Source organism: Streptomyces sp. NPDC041108 (genome assembly GCF_055592645.1).
Window position 1 is genome coordinate 475,493 of record NZ_JBVIYK010000007.1, and the last position, 17,994, is coordinate 493,486.

14 protein-coding genes are annotated in these 17,994 nt (G+C 72.2%); 11 read left to right on the forward strand and 3 right to left on the reverse strand.

Annotated features, from left to right (window positions below; all coding sequences use genetic code 11):
- On the forward strand, positions 1-1,152 hold the full coding sequence (locus tag ACZ6BB_RS22795) for an ABC transporter permease (protein ID WP_471616978.1): 1,152 nt from the start codon (positions 1-3) through the stop codon (positions 1,150-1,152).
- Positions 1,149-2,192 carry an NAD(P)-dependent alcohol dehydrogenase gene (locus tag ACZ6BB_RS22800; RefSeq protein WP_471616979.1) on the forward strand — a complete coding sequence of 348 codons (1,044 nt, stop codon included), beginning with the start codon at positions 1,149-1,151 and terminating at the stop codon, positions 2,190-2,192. The genes ACZ6BB_RS22795 and ACZ6BB_RS22800 overlap by 4 nt, the downstream gene beginning before the upstream one ends.
- A gap of 192 nt (positions 2,193-2,384) precedes the next feature.
- Here the strand turns inward: ACZ6BB_RS22800 and ACZ6BB_RS22805 are convergent, their stop codons facing one another.
- From ACZ6BB_RS22805 to ACZ6BB_RS22815, 3 genes are read right to left on the reverse strand one after another with little or no spacing between them, the layout of a single operon-like run.
- A complete protein-coding gene (locus tag ACZ6BB_RS22805; RefSeq protein WP_471616980.1) occupies positions 2,385-3,164 on the reverse strand; it encodes a ThuA domain-containing protein in 780 nt (259 codons plus the stop codon).
- A gap of 3 nt (positions 3,165-3,167) precedes the next feature.
- On the reverse strand, positions 3,168-3,932 hold the full coding sequence (locus ACZ6BB_RS22810; RefSeq protein WP_471616981.1) for an SDR family NAD(P)-dependent oxidoreductase: 765 nt from the start codon (positions 3,930-3,932) through the stop codon (positions 3,168-3,170).
- A 42-nt stretch (positions 3,933-3,974) separates the two neighbouring features.
- A complete protein-coding gene (locus ACZ6BB_RS22815) occupies positions 3,975-5,246 on the reverse strand; it encodes an acyl-CoA dehydrogenase family protein (RefSeq protein ID WP_471616982.1) in 1,272 nt (423 codons plus the stop codon).
- A gap of 198 nt (positions 5,247-5,444) precedes the next feature.
- On the opposite strand from ACZ6BB_RS22815, the gene ACZ6BB_RS22820 reads away from it, so the two are divergent.
- The 9 genes from ACZ6BB_RS22820 (at position 5,445) to ACZ6BB_RS22860 (ending at position 17,870) form a co-directional block, all read left to right on the forward strand.
- Complete coding sequence (locus tag ACZ6BB_RS22820) at positions 5,445-6,983, forward strand: AMP-binding protein (protein WP_471616983.1); 1,539 nt, start codon at positions 5,445-5,447, stop codon at positions 6,981-6,983.
- 190 nt (positions 6,984-7,173) lie between these two features.
- Positions 7,174-7,779: a histidine phosphatase family protein gene (locus ACZ6BB_RS22825; RefSeq protein WP_471616984.1), complete on the forward strand. Its 606-nt coding sequence runs from the start codon at positions 7,174-7,176 to the stop codon at positions 7,777-7,779.
- 56 nt (positions 7,780-7,835) lie between these two features.
- Positions 7,836-9,026: an acetyl-CoA C-acyltransferase gene (locus ACZ6BB_RS22830; protein ID WP_471616985.1), complete on the forward strand. Its 1,191-nt coding sequence runs from the start codon at positions 7,836-7,838 to the stop codon at positions 9,024-9,026.
- A gap of 19 nt (positions 9,027-9,045) precedes the next feature.
- Positions 9,046-10,035 (forward strand): PDR/VanB family oxidoreductase, encoded by a 990-nt coding sequence (locus ACZ6BB_RS22835; RefSeq protein WP_471616986.1) that lies wholly within the window; start codon positions 9,046-9,048, stop codon positions 10,033-10,035.
- 125 nt (positions 10,036-10,160) lie between these two features.
- Positions 10,161-13,391: a fused isobutyryl-CoA mutase/GTPase IcmF gene (gene icmF / locus ACZ6BB_RS22840; RefSeq protein WP_471616987.1), complete on the forward strand. Its 3,231-nt coding sequence runs from the start codon at positions 10,161-10,163 to the stop codon at positions 13,389-13,391.
- A gap of 62 nt (positions 13,392-13,453) precedes the next feature.
- The gene (locus tag ACZ6BB_RS22845; protein ID WP_471616988.1) at positions 13,454-14,314 is read left to right on the forward strand and encodes a 3-hydroxybutyryl-CoA dehydrogenase; all 861 of its coding nucleotides are present in this window, start codon (positions 13,454-13,456) and stop codon (positions 14,312-14,314) included.
- Positions 14,315-14,506: 192 nt separating this feature from the next.
- Entirely contained in the window at positions 14,507-15,433 is a 927-nt protein-coding gene (locus ACZ6BB_RS22850) for a calcium-binding protein (RefSeq protein WP_471616989.1), read from the forward strand.
- Between the two features lie 162 nt (positions 15,434-15,595).
- Positions 15,596-16,279 carry a hypothetical protein gene (locus ACZ6BB_RS22855; protein ID WP_471616990.1) on the forward strand — a complete coding sequence of 228 codons (684 nt, stop codon included), beginning with the start codon at positions 15,596-15,598 and terminating at the stop codon, positions 16,277-16,279.
- A 244-nt stretch (positions 16,280-16,523) separates the two neighbouring features.
- Positions 16,524-17,870 carry a jacalin-like lectin gene (locus tag ACZ6BB_RS22860; protein ID WP_471616991.1) on the forward strand — a complete coding sequence of 449 codons (1,347 nt, stop codon included), beginning with the start codon at positions 16,524-16,526 and terminating at the stop codon, positions 17,868-17,870.
- Positions 17,871-17,994 lie beyond the last annotated feature (124 nt).

Here is a 17,994-nt window from a genome sequence, read left to right on the forward strand (position 1 = left end):
ATGACATCCACCCCGACCCGGCCGGCGGTGCCCGCGCCGGCCGCACGGGTCCGGCGGGCGGCGTCCGCCAGAGCCTCCTTGCCGTCGTCCGTGTCGTCCCTGTCGTCCCTGTCGTCCCTGTCGTTCCGGAACATCGGCGCCGTGTACGTGTGGCTGGTCATCGCCGTGATCTTCTCCGTCTGGGCGCCGGAGACGTTCCCGACCATCACCACGGTCAAGCAGATACTCAACGGCAACGCCGTGGCAGGGCTGGTGGCGCTCAGCGTCGTACCCCCGCTGGCCGCCCGGGTCTTCGACCTCTCCGTCGCCTTCACCATGTCGCTGACCAGCGTGCTGACCGCCTACGTCCTGGTCTCCACCGGGCTCGGACCCGTCGCCGCGATCGCTCTGGCGATGACCGCGGCGCTGGTGATCGGGGTCGTCAACGGGATCGTGGTGGTGGTGCTCCGGGTCGACTCCTTCATCGCGACCCTGGCGACCGGTGCGCTGATCCAGTCGGTGATCACCATGGTCACCGACGACAGCTCCATCACCGGTGTGCGGCTGCTGGCGGAGCCGTTCGCGAGCATCGCGCAGCTCGACGCGGGCGGCATCACCCTGCCGGTGCTCTATCTGCTGCTCGCCGCGACGGCCATCTGGTTCCTGCTGGAACACACCGCCACCGGGCGCCGGTTGTACGCGACCGGCTTCAACGCCGACGCGGCACGGCTGCAAGGGGTGCGCACCGACCGGTTGCGCTTCCTGACCCTGGTGTCCTCCGCGCTGCTCTCCGGGTTCGCCGGAATCGTCTTCGCGTCCTCGGTCGGATCGGGATCACCGACCGCGGGCACCCCGTATCTGCTGTCGGCCTACGCCGCGGCCTTCGTCGGGGCGACCCAGCTGCGCGCCGGCCGCTTCAACGCCTGGGGCACGGTCCTCGCGGTGCTGCTGCTCGGCACCGGCGTCACCGGCCTCGGCCTCGCCACGAGCGCGCAGTGGGCCGCGAGCCTGTTCACCGGTTCGGTCCTCATCGTCGCGCTGGTCCTGACGGGTGGCCGGATCACCCTGCCCGCCGTCCTGCGTCGCCGGAGGGGTAACCCCTCGCCCGAGGGACCCGAGGCTCCCGCGACCCACGCGGCCGGACTCGCTCCCGGTGAGGAGAACCGAGAATGAAGGCTCTGCAGTACCTCGAGGTGGGGCGAGCCCCCGAGGTCGTGGACGTTCCCGTGCCCGAACCCGGCCCGGGTGAGGTGCTGCTGAAGGTGACGGCGGCGGGGCTGTGCCACTCCGACCTGGCGGTCATGGGCTGGCCCGAGGAGCAGTTCCCGTACGCGCTGCCCATGACCCTCGGCCATGAAGGGGTCGGTACCGTCGCGGCTGTCGGCAGCGGGGTCGAGGGGCCGGCGGAGGGCGAGGCGGTGGCGGTGTACGGCCCGTGGGGCTGCGGGCGCTGTCACAAGTGCGCCGTGGGCAAGGAGAACTGCTGTCCGCACGCCGCCGGACTCGGGATTCTGCCACCCGGGCTCGGCTCCCCCGGCGCCCTGGCCGAGTACATGGTGGTGCCATCGCCCCGCCATCTGGTTCCGCTCGGGGGTCTCGACCCGGTGCAGGCGGCACCGCTCACCGACGCCGGGCTGACGCCGTATCACGCGATCGTGAAGTCACTGCCCAAGCTGGTGCCGGGCAGCACCGCCGTCGTCATCGGTGTCGGCGGACTCGGACATCTCGCCGTGCAGCTGCTGCGCGCGCTGACGCCGGCCCGGGTGGTCGCCCTCGACCTGAGCGAGGAGAAGCGGGAGCTGGCGAAGGCCGTCGGGGCCCACGAGACGCTGCTCTCCGACGACACGGCGGCCGGGCGGATCCGCGAACTCACCGGTGGGACGGGCGCGGAGGTGGTCCTGGACTTCGTGGGAGCCCCGCCGACCCTGGCGGTCGCCGCGGCGTCCGTGGCGGTCGAGGGCGACGTGACGATCGTCGGACTCGGCGGGGGCACGCTGGCGGTCGGCTTCGGCGGCGGACTGCCGTTCGAGGTCTCCGCCTCGTTCCCCTACTGGGGCAGCCGCGCGGAGCTGATGGAGGTCGTCGAGCTGGCGCGCCGGGGTGCCGTCGACTCCCACGTCGAGACCTTCTCGCTGGAGGAGGCACCGATGGCCTACGAGCGTCTGCACGCCGGGGACATCCACGGGCGGGCGGTGGTGCTGCCGCACGGCTGAACCGGGGGGGCAGGCCCAGCCCCTTTCGGCCCCGCACTCCTTCCCCGCCCCTTCCCGCTTCGACCGCGGTCCGCGGCTCCGGTGGGGCTTCTCGCGCAGTTCCCCGCGTCCCTTCCAGGGGCGCGGGGAACTGCGCGAACAGGGTCCGGGGCGGAGCCCCGAGGAGGGAACGGGAGGGGGCCGGGGGGCGAACTACTCCGGTCCCCGCGCACCCACCGCCCACCTCACACAACGCCGCAGCACCGTCACGAACTCCGGTGTCTCCCACGGCCCCCGGTCCACGCGCCCGGTGTCGTCCACGCCGAGATCCTGCACGTCGTACCGGCCCCGGCAGTGGCCGAGGGTGAAGTAGCAGACCTCACCGCCGCCGTGCCGCTTGAGGTACAGGACGGGGCGCGGCGTGTCGTCGAGCGCCGCCGCGTCGCCCTCCGCGAAGCCGCGGCACGGACCCTTGTGGTCGGTGTGGAGCAGCACCTCCAGCTCGCCGTGCAGCTCGCACACGTACAGCTCGTCGGTGACCGTGAACGGTTCGACGCCCTCGACCAGCGGGTGGTCCGGCCGGGTCACCCGTACCTCGTACGGCGCGATCGGCGGGTGGGCCAGGAACTGGCTGCCGAGCACGGCGGCGACCTCGCCGAGGAGCCGCGGAGTGGTGAACACCCGTGGTCCGCCGGGAGGGGGCGACTCGATCACCGCGTTGGTGCCGTGCAGGGCGAGCCAGCGTCCGCCCCGCTCCACGAACCGTGCCAGCGCGGCCCGTTGCGACGGCCGGGGCCGTACGTCACAGGTGTAGGTGACCAGGAGGTCGGCGCTCTGGAGTGCGGGTACGCAGTCGTAGTCCTCGTAGACGCGCGTGCGGACCCGGGGGTGACCGTCCAGCAGCTCCAGCAGCCGCAGCCGCGCGTAGTCGAAGTCGTGCCACCTGCCGCCGCAGACCAGTACGGCGTCCAGACGGCCGGCCGGGCCCGCCACGGCTCAGTACTGGACGCGGGTCAGCAGCCCGCCGTCCACCACGAGGTTGACCCCGACGCAGAAGGAGCCGGGCCGGCCGAGCAGGAACGCCACGGCGGCCGCCACGTCCTCCGCGGTTCCGTAGCGGCCGATCGGCAGCTTGGCGAGGACCTCCTCGTACACCTCCGGACGGCTGGTGCGGATGGTCTCCCAGGCGCCGCCGGGGAAGTCGATGGGGCCGGGCGAGACGGTGTTGACGCGGATGCCCTTCGGTGCGAGCGCGTGCGCGAGGGCCGAGGCGTGCTGCACCACGGCCGCCTTGAGGGCCGAGTAGGAGTTGGCGCCGGCGGGCCGGGCGGTGTCGGAGGCGTTGGTGGTGCCGATGGCGACCACGGCGGCCCGGTCGGATGCCTCCAGGTGGGGCAGGGCCGCCTCGACCAGTCCCGCGAACGGGATCAGGTCGCCGCGCAGGCTCGCCTCCCACGACTCGGGGCCCTTGACGTTGCCCGCCGAGACGTTGGACACCAGCAGGTCCAGTCCGTCGAGGGCGCCCGCGGCGCGCTCCACGAAGCCCGCGAGCGCGGCCGGGTCGGTGACGTCGACCGGCTCGGCGAACACCGTCGCACCCTCACCGCGCAGTTCGGCGGCGGCCTTGGCCAGTGCCTCCTCGCCCCGGGCGCAGAGCGCCAGCGCGCAGCCCTCGGCCGCCAGGGTTGTGGCGATCGCCCGGCCGATGCCCCGGCTCGCGCCGGTCACCAGTGCCTTCGCGCCCGTCAGTCCCAGATCCATCGCTCTCACTCCTTCGTGGTGGGTGGTGGGGTGTGGCGTCGTTCAGTGGTCGGTGAGCCGCGAGAACGGCACCCGGTCGGCGCGCGGCTCCGGCGGCAGTCTCAGGACGCGTTCGCCGATGAGGTTGCGCTGGATCTGGTCGGTGCCGCCGGCCAGTCGGTAGCCGGGGGCGCCGAGCAGATGCTGGGTCCAGGCGAACGTGCCCGGCTCCCCCGTGTCGGCGCAGATCCGGGCACCCATGAGGTCGGCGGCGACCTGTCCGGTGCGGGTGAGCAGGTCGGAGGCCATCAGTTTGGTCAGCGACGCCTCGGGGCCGGGCCGGCCGCCGGCGGCGCTCGTCCTGGCGACGCGGTCCACGGTGGCGGCGCGCAGCTCGGTGCGGACGTACAGGTCGGCGAGGCGCTGGCGGACCAGCGGATCGCCGGTGCGGCCGAGCGAGCGGGCGAGGGCGAGGACGTCGGTGAAGGTGCCGCCCTTGCGCCGGTTGCCGCTGCCGGAGGCGGTCCGTTCGAAGCCGAGGGTGGTGGTGGCGACCTCCCAGCCCTGTCCCGGGCGCCCGATGCGGAGCCGGTCCGGGACGCGGACACCGCTGAGGAAGACCTCGTTGAAGGAGGCGCCCCCGCTCATCTGGCGGATGGGTCGCACCTCCACGCCGGGCGCGTCCATCGGGACCAGGAAGGCGGTGATGCCCGCCTGCTTGACGACGTCCGGATCGGTGCGGGCGAGCAGCAGGCCGTAGTCGGCGAACTGCGCTCCCGAGGTCCACACCTTCTGCCCGTCGATCAGCCAGTCTCCCCCGCTGCCGGCCTCGGCCGGGTGGGCGGTGCCCGTGTCCTCCTGCCGGGCGCGGGTGCGCACGGCCGCGAGGTCGGAGCCCGCCCCGGGTTCGCTGAACAGCTGGCAGGCCAGCAGGTCGGTGCGCAGGAAGGGGCGGGCGAAGTCCTGGCGCTGCTCGGCGGTTCCGAACAGGGAGACGGCCATGGCGACCAGGCGCACGGTGACACTGATCAGTTCGGTGGACGGCGGGACGTCGAAGGCCGACTCCTCCTCGGCGAAGGCCGCCACATGGGCGGCGCCCAGGCCCGCCCCGCCCAGGTCCGCGGGCAGTGTCAGTGCCTGGTAGCCGGCGTCGTAGCGGGCCCGCTGGTAGGCGCGGCAGTGGTCCAGGAGCAGCCGCTCCGCGGCTTCGGGGAGGTTGTGGAAGACGGCGAGGTCGGCGTCGCCGGTCGTCTCCGGCGCTCGCGCCGGGTCGAGGACGGTGGCCAGCCACTGTCGGACCTGTGCGCGCCAGGCGTCCGGATCGGGCGGGGACATGGCTCCTCCTTGGAACGGCACTTACCAGACGGCAGTTGCAGTAACGAAGATCAGGCAGCACCCGAACCATCTCCCCGACCATGAGGGGATGCGCTCGGTGTGGGTCAGAGTGTTCCGCACTTTCTTGATAAACGCTACAGTCTCCGCATCGACTCTCCCGGATTGCGGGAGAGGACCGAGGAGCCGCCCGGAGGAGCCATGTCGCAGTTGCCGCTCGACCGTCGCGCCCGGAACACCCCGGACCAACCCGCCCTGGTGGACGACTGGGAGGTGCTGTCCTGGTCCGGGCTGGCGGACCAGGTGGCGCGGGCGTCGGGACGGCTGTTGGAGATCGCGCCCGGCCCGCACGACCGGGTCGTCGTGCTCGGCGACAACGCCGTACCGACCCTGGTGGCCCATCTGGCCGGACTGCGGGCCGGTGTGGGGACCGTGGCCGCCTCCCGGCATCTGACGTCGGGCGAACTCGTGGACCAGATCATCGACGCGGGCGCGACCGGCATCGTCGCCGGGCCCGCGGGCGCGGGCGCCGCCCTGGACGCGGCCCGCGAACTGGGCCTGCCGCTGGTCCTGCACGGGACCCCGCCGATCGGGCACGCCTTCGACTGGGACCTGTGGCTGGCGGCCGCCCCCGCCGGGCGCACCGTTCCGCCGGACCGCCCCGCCCGGCCGCCCCTCGTCTACACCTCGGGCACGACCGGCCGGGCGCGCGGCACCGAGGTGCGCTGGGTGAGCGGTCCGGTCGCCGACAGCGCCGCCTATCTGGCCGCGATCTCCACCCGGTCCGGTTTCCCGCCGGGCCCGCACCTGGTGTGCGGCCCCCTGCAGCACAACGCGCCCCTGACGGCCCTGCGCCATCTGGCGGCGGGGCAACCGGTGGTCGTCCTCGGCCGGTTCGACCCGGCGATCTTCCTCAGCCGCGTCGCCAAGTGGCGGGTCACCTCCACGGTCATGGTGCCCACCCACTTCCAACGCCTGCTCGCTTTGCCGCAGGAGACACGTGCCCGGTACGACGTCTCCAGCCTCACCCAGGTCTCCCACACCGGGTCCGCGTGCCCGCCGGATGTGAAGCGGGCCATGATCGAGTGGTTCGGCCCGGTGCTGACCGAGTCGTACGGGGCGAGCGAGGCGGGCACCGTGGCCCGCATCGGCAGCACCGAGTGGCTGGCCCATCCGGGGTCGGTCGGCCGCGCCCACCCCCCGTTCGAGGTCCTGGTGACCGACGACGACGGCCGGCCGCTGCCGCCCGGCGAACGGGGACTGCTGGCGTTCCGGGCGCCCGAGGACCGGGGCGTGCGCTACCACGCGGACCCGGACAAGACGAAGTCCGCCTACCTCGCACCGGGTGTCTTCACCCTCGGCGACATCGGCTACGTCGACGCCGACGGATACATCTTCATCACCGACCGGGCCGCGGACGTCGTGGTCTCCGGCGGTGTCAACCTGTACCCGGCCGAGAGCGAGGCGGTGCTGCGGCAGCACCCGGCGGTCGCCGAGGTCGCGGTGATCGGAGTGCCCCACCCGGACTTCGGCGAGTCGCTCCGGGCGCTGGTCGTGGCGGCCGGGGAGGCCACGCCGGCCGAGGAGCTCGACCGGTTCTGCCGCGACCGGCTGGCCGCCTACAAGTGCCCGAGGTCCTACGAGTTCGTCCCCGAACTCCTGCGCAACGCGATGGGCAAGCTCGACAAACGCGCGATGCGCCGCCCCTACTGGCACTCCGAACGGACCATCGCGGGCTGAGCCGGGCGACCGACGACCGACGACCGCCACCCCTCCCGGAAGCCGACCGACGGCGACCTCCCGCCCCTCCCGCCAGCCCACCCACAACGACCTCCCGCCCCTCCCGGCAGCCCGCCCACGACGACCCCCTGTCCGTGCCGACAGCCCGGCCGACGGCGTTCTCCTGCCCCCTCGCACGAAGGACCTCTCCATGACCGAACTCCTCCTCATCAGGCACGGCCTCCCCCTGGCCGGCGTGTACGACCCGGGGCTGTCGCCGGAGGGCACCGCCCAGGCCGAACGTCTCGCAGCCTGGCTCGTGCCCGAGGACGTCGACGCCCTGTACACCAGCCCGTTCCTGCGCGCCCGCGAGACGGTGGCTCCTCTGGAACGGCGTACCGGCATGACCGCGGCCGTGCTGGACGACCTTCGCGAGTGGGACACGGACGTCTCGCACCCCTACACACCACCGGAGCAGATCGCCACGGACGATCCCCGTGCCGCGGCACTGGCCGAGGGCCGGTACGAGGACTTCGTGCCCGATCTGGACTGGGACGCCTTCCGCGCCCGTGCCGTACGGGCCATGGACACCGTCTTCGACGCACACCCCGGGGGGCGGGTCGCGGTGGTGTGCCACGGCGGCATCACCAACACCTATCTGGCGACCGTGCTCGGCCTGCCCACGATGTTCTGGTTCCACCCCGGCTACACCTCGGTCAGCAGGGTGCGGCGGCTGCCGGGCGGCCGGATCGTCCTGCACTCGGTGAACGAGACGGCCCACATGATCGCCGAGCGCGCCGTCGACGCGGTCGCCTGACCCACCCCCTCGTCCCCCGGGCCGACCCGCCCCATCCCCCGCAGGAGGTTCCGGCCATGCCCGGATCCGTCATCGTCTCCGGCGCGAGAACACCCATCGGCAGACTGATGGGCGCCCTGAGCACCGTGTCCGCCGTCGATCTCGGCGCCCATGCCATCGGCGCGGCCCTGGCCGCCGCGCCCTTGGACCCGGCCGCCGTGGAAGCCGTCGTCATGGGCCATGTCGTCCAGGCCGGGGCCGGCCCGAATCCGGCGCGGCAGGCCGCGGTACGCGCCGGGATCCCGTTCTCCGTCCCCGCGAGCACCGTCAACAAGCTCTGCCTGTCGGGTCTGCACGCCATCGCCCTGGCCGACCTCATGATCGCGTCCGGCCGGCACGAGGTGGTCGTCGCGGGCGGCATGGAGTCCATGTCGGGCGCCCCGCATCTGCTGCGCGGGGCGCGCGACGGCTGGAAGTACGGCGCCGCCGCCGCCGAGGACGCTCTCGACCGCGACGCCCTCCTCTGCGCGTTCGACGGGGTGTCCATGGGCGCGGCCACCGAGCGGTACCAGCGGCCGTTCGGGCTGACCCGCGCGGAGCAGGACGAGTACAGCGCGCTCTCCCACCGGCGGGCCGCACGCGCCCGGGAGTCGGGCCTGACGGCCGACGAGATCGCCCCGGTCACGGTGCCGGGGCGGCGCGGCGAGACGGTGGTGGACACCGACGAGGGCGTACGGCCGGACAGCACCGCCGAGAGCCTGGGGCGCCTGCGGCCCGCGTTCTTGGACGGGGGCACCGTCACCGCCGGCAACTCCTCACAGCTCTCCGACGGCGGCGCGGCGGTCGTCGTGATGAGCGCGGAGCGTGCCCGGCGGGAGGGTCTGACCCCACTCGCCGAGATCGGCGCCTACGGCACGGTCGCGGGCCCCGACCCCTCGCTCCTGGTCCAGCCGGCCGGGGCGATCCGTGACGCACTGGCCCGCGAGGGCCGGACCGACCCCGCCGACCTGGAGCTGTTCGAGATCAACGAGGCGTTCGCCGGAGTGGCCCTCGCCTCCGTACGAGAGCTGGGCGTCCCCGTGGAGAAGGTGAACGTCAACGGCGGCGCCATCGCCCTCGGCCATCCGGTCGGCATGACGGGCGCCCGCCTGGTCCTGACCCTCGCGGCGGAACTGCGGCGACGCGGCGGAGGCACCGGCGCGGCGGCCCTGTGCGGAGGCGGCGGTCAGGGCGACGCGCTGCTGCTGCGTGTACCGGCGCAGACCTGAACCCCGGAGCTGACACATCATGAACGACCAACTGCCCCCGGCCGGGGCGCTCCTGACCCTCGCGACCCGCGTCCCCGTCGCCGACGGCGTCGTCTCCCTCACCCTGCACCGCCCGGACGGCGAGGCCCTGCCCGCCTGGACCCCCGGCGCCCACATCGACGTACTGCTGGACGGCGACGGCGACGACGGCGCCCCCGGCCCCCTGATCCGTCAGTACTCCCTGTGCGGGCACCCAGGACTCGGTTCCTGGCAGATCGCCGTCCTGCGGGAGCCGAAGGGCCGCGGCGGCTCCGCGTACGTCCACGACCGGCTGCGCGAGGGGGACACCGTCCGGGTCCGCGGACCGCGGAACAACTTCCCGCTGCGGCCCGCCGGACGCCATCTGTTCGTCGCGGGCGGCGTCGGCATCACGCCGATCCTTCCCATGGTCGAGGCCGCCGAGGCCGCGGGGACCGAGTGGCGCCTGCTGTACGGCGGCCGCACCCGCACCTCCATGGCGTTCCTGGACCGTCTCGCCCCGTACGCCGACCGCGTCCTGATCCGCCCGCAGGACGAGTACGGCCTGCTGGACCTCCCCGCCTTCCTCGGCCCGCCCGAGCCGGACACCCTCATCCATGCCTGCGGTCCCGAGCCCCTGCTGCGGGCCGTGCGGGAGGCGTCGGCCGGCTGGCCCCCGGGGACGCTGGGCGTCGAGCGGTTCGCCCCGGCCGAGACGGCCGGAGCGGTCGGGAGCGGGGCGGCCGGGCCCTTCGAGGTGGAACTCGCCCGCTCCGGGCTCACCGTCACCGTGCCGGCGGCCCGCTCGGTGCTGGAAGCCCTGGAGGAGGCCGGCGTCGCGGTGGACTTCTCCTGCCGGGAAGGCACCTGCGGCACCTGCGAGACCGACGTGCTCGACGGCAGGCCCGACCACCGTGACTCCCTGCTGACCGAGGACGAGCGGGCGGCCGGAGACACCATGCTCATCTGCGTCTCCCGTTCGCGCGGACCCCGCCTGGTCCTCGACCTCTGACCAGGGGCCGGCGCGCGAACGGTCCTGTGCCGCTGCTCACATCCGTGTCGCCACTTCCGGCAATTTACTAGGACGTCCTAGTATCTCTGCAGCAGAGTTCCAGCGACCCGTCCGGGAAGGCCCCCATGAGCGACCTGCACCAGCCCGTGCACCCCGTCCGTCTGGTCACGGCTTCGGCCCTGTTCGACGGACACGACGCGTCGATCAACATCATGCGGCGGATCTTCCAGTCCCAGGGCGCCGAGGTGATCCATCTCGGACACAACCGCTCGGTCCGGGAGGTCGTGGACGCGGCGCTGGAGGAGGACGCCCACGGCGTGGCGGTCTCGTCCTACCAGGGCGGACACGTGGAGTACTTCGAGTACCTGGTGGAGTCGCTGCGCGCGCAGGGAGCCGACCACGTCCGCGTGGTCGGCGGTGGCGGCGGTGTCATCGTGCCCGAGGAGATCACCCGGCTGCGCGCGAGCGGGGTGACCATCTTCTCCCCGGAGGACGGCCAGCGGATGGGGCTGGCCGGCATGGTCAACTCGGTCGTGCGGGACTGCGACTTCGACCTGTGGGACGGCAAGCCGGCCGACGTCGCCGCCGTCCTCGCCGGAGACCGGTTCGCGATCGCCCGTACGGTCACCGGGGCCGAACTCGGGAAGCTGCCGGCGGAGTTCCTGGCCCAGCTGCGGGCGGCCGCCTCGACCCGGGTCACCCCGGTACTGGGCATCACCGGCACCGGTGGTTCGGGCAAGTCGTCGCTGACCGACGAACTCGTACGCCGGTTCCGCGTCGACCAGCAGGACAAGCTGCGGATCGCCGTGATCGCGGTCGACCCGACCCGTCGCCGGGGCGGCGGCGCCCTGCTCGGCGACCGGATCCGGATGAACTCCCTCGACGGCGCCCGGATCTTCTTCCGCAGCCTGGCCACCCGCGGCAGCCGTGAGCTGCCCGAGCACCTGTCCGACGTGATCGATGTGGTCAAGGCCGCCGGGTTCGACCTGGTGATCGTGGAGACCCCGGGCATCGGCCAGGGCGACGCGGCGATCGTGCCGTTCGTCGACACCTCGCTGTACGTGATGACGCCGGAGTTCGGGGCCGCCTCGCAGCTGGAGAAGATCGACATGCTCGACTTCGCCGACGTCGTGGCGATCAACAAGTTCGAGCGCCGCGGCGCCAAGGACGCACTGCGTGACGTGGGCCGCCAACTGGTCCGCAACCGCGAGGCGTTCGGCAAGCGGCCCGAGGACATGCCGGTGTACGGCACCTCCGCGGCCACGTTCAACGACGACGGGGTCACCGCGCTGTACCAGCACCTGAAGACCGCCCTGGCCGACGAGGGCCTGCCGCTGTCCGGAGGCACACTCCCCCAGGTCGACGCCCGGCACTCCTCCGGCATCCGTCAGGTCGTGCCCGCCGACCGCGTGCGCTACCTCGCCGAGATCACCGACGCCGTCCGCGCCTACCACGCCGAGACCGGCCGCCTCGCCGAAGCCGCACGACGGGTGCAGCGCCTGGACGCGGTCCGGGGCGAACTCCTCGACGCCGGTCTCGGCACGGACGACGTGGGGTCGCTCCTGGAGGACGCCCGCCGGCGACTGCCGCACGAGCTCGGGGAGCAGATCGCGAACTGGCCCGCCGTCGTCGCCTCCTACTCGGGTGACGAGCAGGTCGTGAAGATCCGGGACAAGGAGATCCGCACCAAGCTGACTCGCGAGTCCCTCTCCGGGAACAGGATTCCCCGCGTCGCGCTGCCCCGGTTCACCGACCACGGGGAACTCGTCGGCTTCTGGCGCCGGGAGAACCTCCCCGGCCACTTCCCCTTCACCGCCGGGGTGTTCCCCTTCAAGCGCGACGGCGAGGACCCGGCCCGTATGTTCGCCGGCGAGGGCGACCCGTTCCGCACCAACCGGCGCTTCAAGCTGCTCTCCGAGGGCCAGCCGGCCACCCGCCTCTCGACCGCCTTCGACTCGGTCACCCTCTACGGCCGCGACCCGGACGAACGCCCCGACGTCTACGGCAAGGTCGGCACCTCCGGAGTGTCGGTCGCCACGCTGGCGGACATGAAGGCGCTCTACGACGGCTTCGACCTGGTCGCGCCCACCACCTCGGTCTCCATGACGATCAACGGGCCCGCGCCGACCGTCCTGGCGTTCTTCCTCAACACCGTCATCGACCAGCAGACCGAACGCTTCCGCGCCGCCGAGGGCCGCGACCCCTCGCCCGAGGAGGCGGCCGAACTGACCGCGCACGCGCTGGCGAACGTGCGCGGCACGGTGCAGGCCGACATCCTCAAGGAGGACCAGGGCCAGAACACCTGCCTGTTCTCCACCGAGTTCTCCCTGCGGATGATGGCCGACATCCAGGAGTGGTTCATCGAGAACCAGGTCCGCAACTTCTACTCGGTGTCCATCTCCGGCTACCACATCGCCGAAGCCGGGGCCAACCCCATCAGCCAGCTGGCCTTCACCCTGGCCAACGGCTTCACCTACGTCGAGGCCTATCTCGCCCGCGGCATGCGCATCGACGACTTCGCCCCGAACCTGTCGTTCTTCTTCTCCAACGGCATGGACCCCGAGTACACGGTCCTGGGACGGGTGGCCCGCCGCATCTGGGCCGTCGCGATGAAGGAGAAGTACGGCGCGGGCGACCGCTCGCAGAAGCTGAAGTACCACGTCCAGACCTCCGGCCGCTCCCTGCACGCCCAGGAGATGGACTTCAACGACATCCGCACCACCCTGCAGGCACTCATCGCGATCTACGACAACTGCAACAGCCTGCACACCAACGCCTACGACGAGGCCGTCACCACCCCCACCGAGGAATCCGTGCGCCGGGCCCTGGCGATCCAGCTGATCATCAACCGGGAGTGGGGCCTGGCGATGAACGAGAACCCCCTGCAGGGGTCGTTCGTCATCGACGAACTCACCGACCTGGTCGAGGAGGCCGTCCTCCAGGAGTTCGAGCGGATCAGCGAACGCGGCGGTGTGCTCGGCGCCATGGAGACCGGCTACCAGCGCGGCCGTATCCAGGACGAGTCGATGCTCTACGAGCAGCGCAAGCACGACGGCACCCTGCCCCTCATCGGCGTCAACACCTTCCGCAATCCCCACGCCGACACCGCGGAGCCGGGCGTCATCGAGCTGGCTCGCGCGACCGAGGCGGAGAAGCAGTCCCAGCTGGACCGCGTACGGGCGTACCAGGCCGGCCACCGGGACCCGGCCCACGCCGCCCTGACCGCCCTCAAGGACGCGGCGGTGAGCGGCCGCAACGTCTTCGCCGTCCTCATGGACGCCGCGCGGGTCTGCTCGCTGCAGCAGATCACCGAGGCGTTCTTCGAGGTCGGCGGCCAGTACCGCCGCAACGTCTGAACCAAGCCCCGGAAGCCCCCGCGCGGCCACTCGCGCGGCCACCCAGCAGATAGGACCCCCTGATGGATCCCGTCACACGCCTCGGCGTCGTCGGCTGCGGCCTCATGGGCTCCGGCATCGCCGAAGTCGCCGCCCACAGCGGTCTCGACGTCCGTGTCGCCGAAGCCACCCACGACGCCGTCCAAGCCGGCCGCCGCCGCATCACCGCCTCCCTCGACCGGGGCGTACGGCGTGGCAAGCTCAGCGAACAGCAGCGCGACCAGGCCCTCGCCGGGCTCTCTTTCACCCACGACCTCAGCGACATGGCCGACCGGCAGTTCGTCGTCGAGGCGGTCGCCGAGAACCGCGACATCAAGACCGACGTCCTGCGCGCCCTGGACAAGGCGGTCGAGGACCCCACGGCGATCCTCGCCACCAACACCTCCTCCATCCCGATCGTCGACCTCGCGGTCTCCACCGACCGGCCCGCGCAGCTCATCGGCATGCACTTCTTCAACCCCGTGCCCGTCCAGCGGCTGATCGAGCTCATCCCCGCCCTCACCACCAGCGAGGAGACCGTGCGGCGCACCCGCGACTTCGCCGCGCAGCTGGGCAAGGAGGTCATCCAGGCACCCGACCGCTCCGGATTCGTCGTCAACGCCCTCCTCGTGCCCTATCTGCTCAGCGCGGTACGGATGGTGGAGTCCGGCGGCGCCCGCGCGGACGACATCGACCAGGGCATGGAGCTGGGCTGCGCCCACCCCATGGGCCCCCTGCGCCTGCTCGACCTCATCGGCCTCGACACGGCACAGGCGGTGGCCGAGTCGATGTACGAGGAGTTCAAGGAACCCCTGTACGCACCGCCCGCGCTGCTGCGCCGCATGGTCGCCGCGGGGCACCTGGGCCGCAAGAGCGGCAGGGGCTTCCACATCTACGACACGTGACCCGGGGCTGAGCCGCGCCGCCGGGTGGGCGGACAGGGTGCCCGGTGTTTCCTCGTCGCCTCGGAGCCCGCGCTTCCATCCCCGCGCCGTACCGCCGCCGGGCGGTACGGCGGCGGTAGATGGGGGCCGTACCCCCATGTACCGCCCGGGTCCGCCTGACACCGTGGAACCGGCTCGACGCACCCACGGTGCGTGACCGGGCCGATCCAGGCGAGCGAGAGGAAGTCCATGGGCAGAAAAGCGTTACTCCGCGTGCTGGTGGTGGCGGCGACGGCCGGTTCCGCGGTGACCTTGACCGGAGGGACCGCGAGCGCGGCCACCGGTGTGTTCAAGAGCGGGACCAACGTGGTCGTGAACGCGGCGGCGGGACGCGCGAACAACATCACGGTCAGCCTGTCCGGCAGCAGCGTCGTCATCCAGGACACCTCCGACACCCTGACCGCCGGCGTCGGCTGCTCGGTCCAGGGCAACGGCTCGGTGGCCTGCCCGGTGAACCTGGGCAGCGACACGGTCGTGGTCAACGCCGGTGACGGCAACGACATCATCACCAAGACCGGCAACGTCCGCGGAGACCTGCGGGGCGAGTCCGGCAACGACGTCGTCAACGGCGGCCCCAGCCCCGGCAGCAACATCCTCAACGGCGGCCCGGGCAACGACACCCTGAACGGCGGTGTCACCTTCGACCTCCTCGTCGGCGGCACCGGCGCCGACCGGCTCAGCGGCGGGGGCGGCGCCAGCGACATCGCCAGCTACCTGGAGAGCACCTCCGGCGTCGTGGTGGACATCGACAACGCGGCCGACGACGGCATCGGCGGGGAGGGCGACAACGTCCTCACGGACGTCGAGATGGTCTACGGCAGCCAGTTCGGCGACACGCTCACCGGGGGCACGGCGGGCGACATCCTGTCCGGCTTCGGGGGCAACGACCTCCTGGTGGGCGGATCGGGCAACGACACACTCGTCGGCGGCGCCGGCGGCGACAGCCACAGCGGTGGCACGGGCAACGACACACTCGACGCCGTGGACGGCGTGTTCGGAAACGACTCCCTCAACGGGGGCGCCAACACCGACACATGCACCGCCGACACGAACGACACCAAGAGCGCCTGCGAGGCGTGAGACTCCGCGACGGGCCGGACCGCGAGGCCGCGGTCCGGCCCGTCGTCGACAACGTGCACAATCTAGCCAGGACGTGCAACTGCCGACGGCTGAAACTCGTCCCTTGCTCCCGAGCCGACACGGCCGAGGGAGACCACGCACACCCACGAGGGGGGACGCATCATGATCCTGACACCGAGGAACAGCCGCCGCAGACCGGGCGCCGTCAGGGCAGCCGTGCTGGGCGTGTGCGCCGCGGGGGCGCTGAGCCTCGCCGGATGCTCGGGTGACGGCGGTACGGCGGACGCCGGCGGCGACCCCAAGCCGACCGCCACGGCGACGGGCGGTACCGAGGACAAGGGCGGGGCCCAGGCCGACACCGAGGCCGACAAGCCCGACGCGAAGGCGTCCGAGGACCCGGGCGGCGAGGACAAGGCTCCCGCGGACCCTCCGGCCGCCTCCAAGTCCCCGGCCTCCGCCGCCACCCCCTCGGCGGGCGGCGACGGCGAGGCCGCCGACTGCGACCACAAGATGCCGATCTCCCCGGACGAGATCGCGGTCTACCGCTACACCCCGGAAGGGGGATTCCTCAGCCTGATCGTCAAGCACGGCAACTGGGGCTGCGGCACCCCCGATTCGGACGGCGCGCCGTTCGAGACCGTCGGCAAGGAGACCTTCATCCCGCTGGACCAGGCCGCCGACATCACCGTGACCAACCCCGTCGTGGAGAGCACGGAGAACCAGCCCATCGGAGTCCAGGAGTTCCTGGACTGGCTGGAGGCACACCCGAACTCCGGCCTGGTGTTCACCTACCACCTCGGCGCCGACGGCTCCATCGACCGCCTCGACGAGGTCTTCACCCCCTGACTCCCGCGGCGCCGGACGGTCTCGGCAGTCGGCGCGCGCGCCGGTCCCCTCCGCCACGGCGCGCGCAACCGCGCCGTGGACCAGGACGACGGCGTTCACGCCGTCCCGCGCGGCCGCTCGGGCCCTGCCCCTGGCCTGGACCACACGGTCAAGTTTCGATCTCCTGCGTCCCGACCGGCGACAGAAGTGGGTTACCAGCGGTAAGTTCCCGCTGCCCCTCCCCCCTTCACAGGAGTACCGCACCATGCGCCGTCTTCTCACGTGCCTCGCGGCCGCGGCCCTCACCTGCGGCGGGTTCGTCGCGAACGTGTCCCCCGCCGCCGCCGCGGACCCGGCCTCCGGGACCTTCAGCACCCTCACGTACAACGTCGCGGGCCTGCCGGAGATCATCTCCAGCGCGTCCACGCCCCGTGGGCCCAGCACCACGGAGATCGGCCGGCGCATCGCGCCGTACGACATCGTGCACGTCCAGGAGGACTTCAACTACCACGCGTATCTCTACGCGGGAGACACCGCGCACGCCCACCGCACCCCCACCAGCGGGGGCGCGGCCATCGGCAGCGGGCTGAACACCCTGTCCGAACTCCCCTACGACGTCGACGACTTCGAGCGGGTGCGCTGGAACTCCTGCCAGTTCGACTCGGGCGACTGCCTCACCCCCAAGGGGTTCACCTTCATGCGGGTGCGCCTCGCCGAGGGGGTGTACACCGACTTCTACAACCTGCACACCAACGCGGGCACCAACCCCGGCGACCTGGCCTCGCGCGCCGACAACCTCGCCCAGCTGACGGCCTTCGTCAAGTCCCGCTCGGCGGGCAACGCCGTCGTCGTCATGGGAGACACCAACACCCGCTACACCCGAGCCGGCGACACCATCGCCGAGTTCGCCGCCGCCAACGGGCTCACCGACCCCTGGGTGCAGCTGATCCGCGGCGGCACCCCGCCCCCGAAGGGCAGCGACGCCCTGGTCTGCGACCAGACACGACCCACGGTGCCCAACACCTGCGAGATCGTCGACAAGGTCCTGTACCGCGGCAGCAAACTGGTGTCGCTGAACGCCACGTCCTACGACAACGAGCACGCCGAGTTCCTCACCGACGCCGGGCTCATGCTGTCCGACCACGACCCGGTCGCGGTCGGCTTCTCCTGGTCGCGCAATCCCGAGTTCCGGCTCAGCGACCAGTTCGGCGGGCCCCACGGCGACTACTACACCGACATCGACGCCGTCCGGGCCGGTGCGCGCCCGGTGACACTCTCGCTGCGCAGCGGCTCCCGTGTCGACGGCGTCGGCCTGGCCCTCGGCGACGGCACGGTCCTCACCCACGGCGGCACCGGTGGCACCCTGTCGTCCCTGTCCCTGGGCAGTGGGGAGTACGTCACCGACGCCCAGCTGTGCCAGGGCCAGAAGAACGGCCGCACACGGATCTTCTCCGCCAGGTTCACCACCAACCTCGGCAGGAGCCTGTCCGGCGGAACCACCACGTCCGCCTGTGTGACCCGCACGGCTCCGGCGGGCTGGCAGATCGCCGGATTCCACGGTCGCTCCGGTGACGAGATCGACAAGCTCGGCTTCGTCTACACACGGCGCTGACACGCTTCTCCGGCACCGGGTGGGGGGGGGGGGGGAGACAGGAGGAACGCAGCCCCCCCTGCCCCCCCCTCACAGCCAAAACTTTCCGGGCCTCTTACCCCTCTTCAAAAACCCCCCCCACCAA

Excerpts from the sequence above, each read along its gene's own strand:
- ACZ6BB_RS22800 (WP_471616979.1), top strand. The coding sequence starts at position 1,149 with ATGAAGGCTCTGCAGTACCTCGAGGTGGGGCGAGCCCCCGAGGTCGTG.
- ACZ6BB_RS22835 (WP_471616986.1), top strand. The coding sequence starts at position 9,046 with ATGAACGACCAACTGCCCCCGGCCGGGGCGCTCCTGACCCTCGCGACC.
- ACZ6BB_RS22855 (WP_471616990.1), top strand. The coding sequence starts at position 15,596 with ATGATCCTGACACCGAGGAACAGCCGCCGCAGACCGGGCGCCGTCAGG.
- ACZ6BB_RS22820 (WP_471616983.1), top strand. The coding sequence starts at position 5,445 with ATGTCGCAGTTGCCGCTCGACCGTCGCGCCCGGAACACCCCGGACCAA.
- ACZ6BB_RS22860 (WP_471616991.1), top strand. The coding sequence starts at position 16,524 with ATGCGCCGTCTTCTCACGTGCCTCGCGGCCGCGGCCCTCACCTGCGGC.
- ACZ6BB_RS22845 (WP_471616988.1), top strand. The coding sequence starts at position 13,454 with ATGGATCCCGTCACACGCCTCGGCGTCGTCGGCTGCGGCCTCATGGGC.
- ACZ6BB_RS22815 (WP_471616982.1), bottom strand. The coding sequence starts at position 5,246 with ATGTCCCCGCCCGATCCGGACGCCTGGCGCGCACAGGTCCGACAGTGG.
- ACZ6BB_RS22795 (WP_471616978.1), top strand. The coding sequence starts at position 1 with ATGACATCCACCCCGACCCGGCCGGCGGTGCCCGCGCCGGCCGCACGG.
- ACZ6BB_RS22830 (WP_471616985.1), top strand. The coding sequence starts at position 7,836 with ATGCCCGGATCCGTCATCGTCTCCGGCGCGAGAACACCCATCGGCAGA.
- icmF (WP_471616987.1), top strand. The coding sequence starts at position 10,161 with ATGAGCGACCTGCACCAGCCCGTGCACCCCGTCCGTCTGGTCACGGCT.
- ACZ6BB_RS22810 (WP_471616981.1), bottom strand. The coding sequence starts at position 3,932 with ATGGATCTGGGACTGACGGGCGCGAAGGCACTGGTGACCGGCGCGAGC.
- ACZ6BB_RS22825 (WP_471616984.1), top strand. The coding sequence starts at position 7,174 with ATGACCGAACTCCTCCTCATCAGGCACGGCCTCCCCCTGGCCGGCGTG.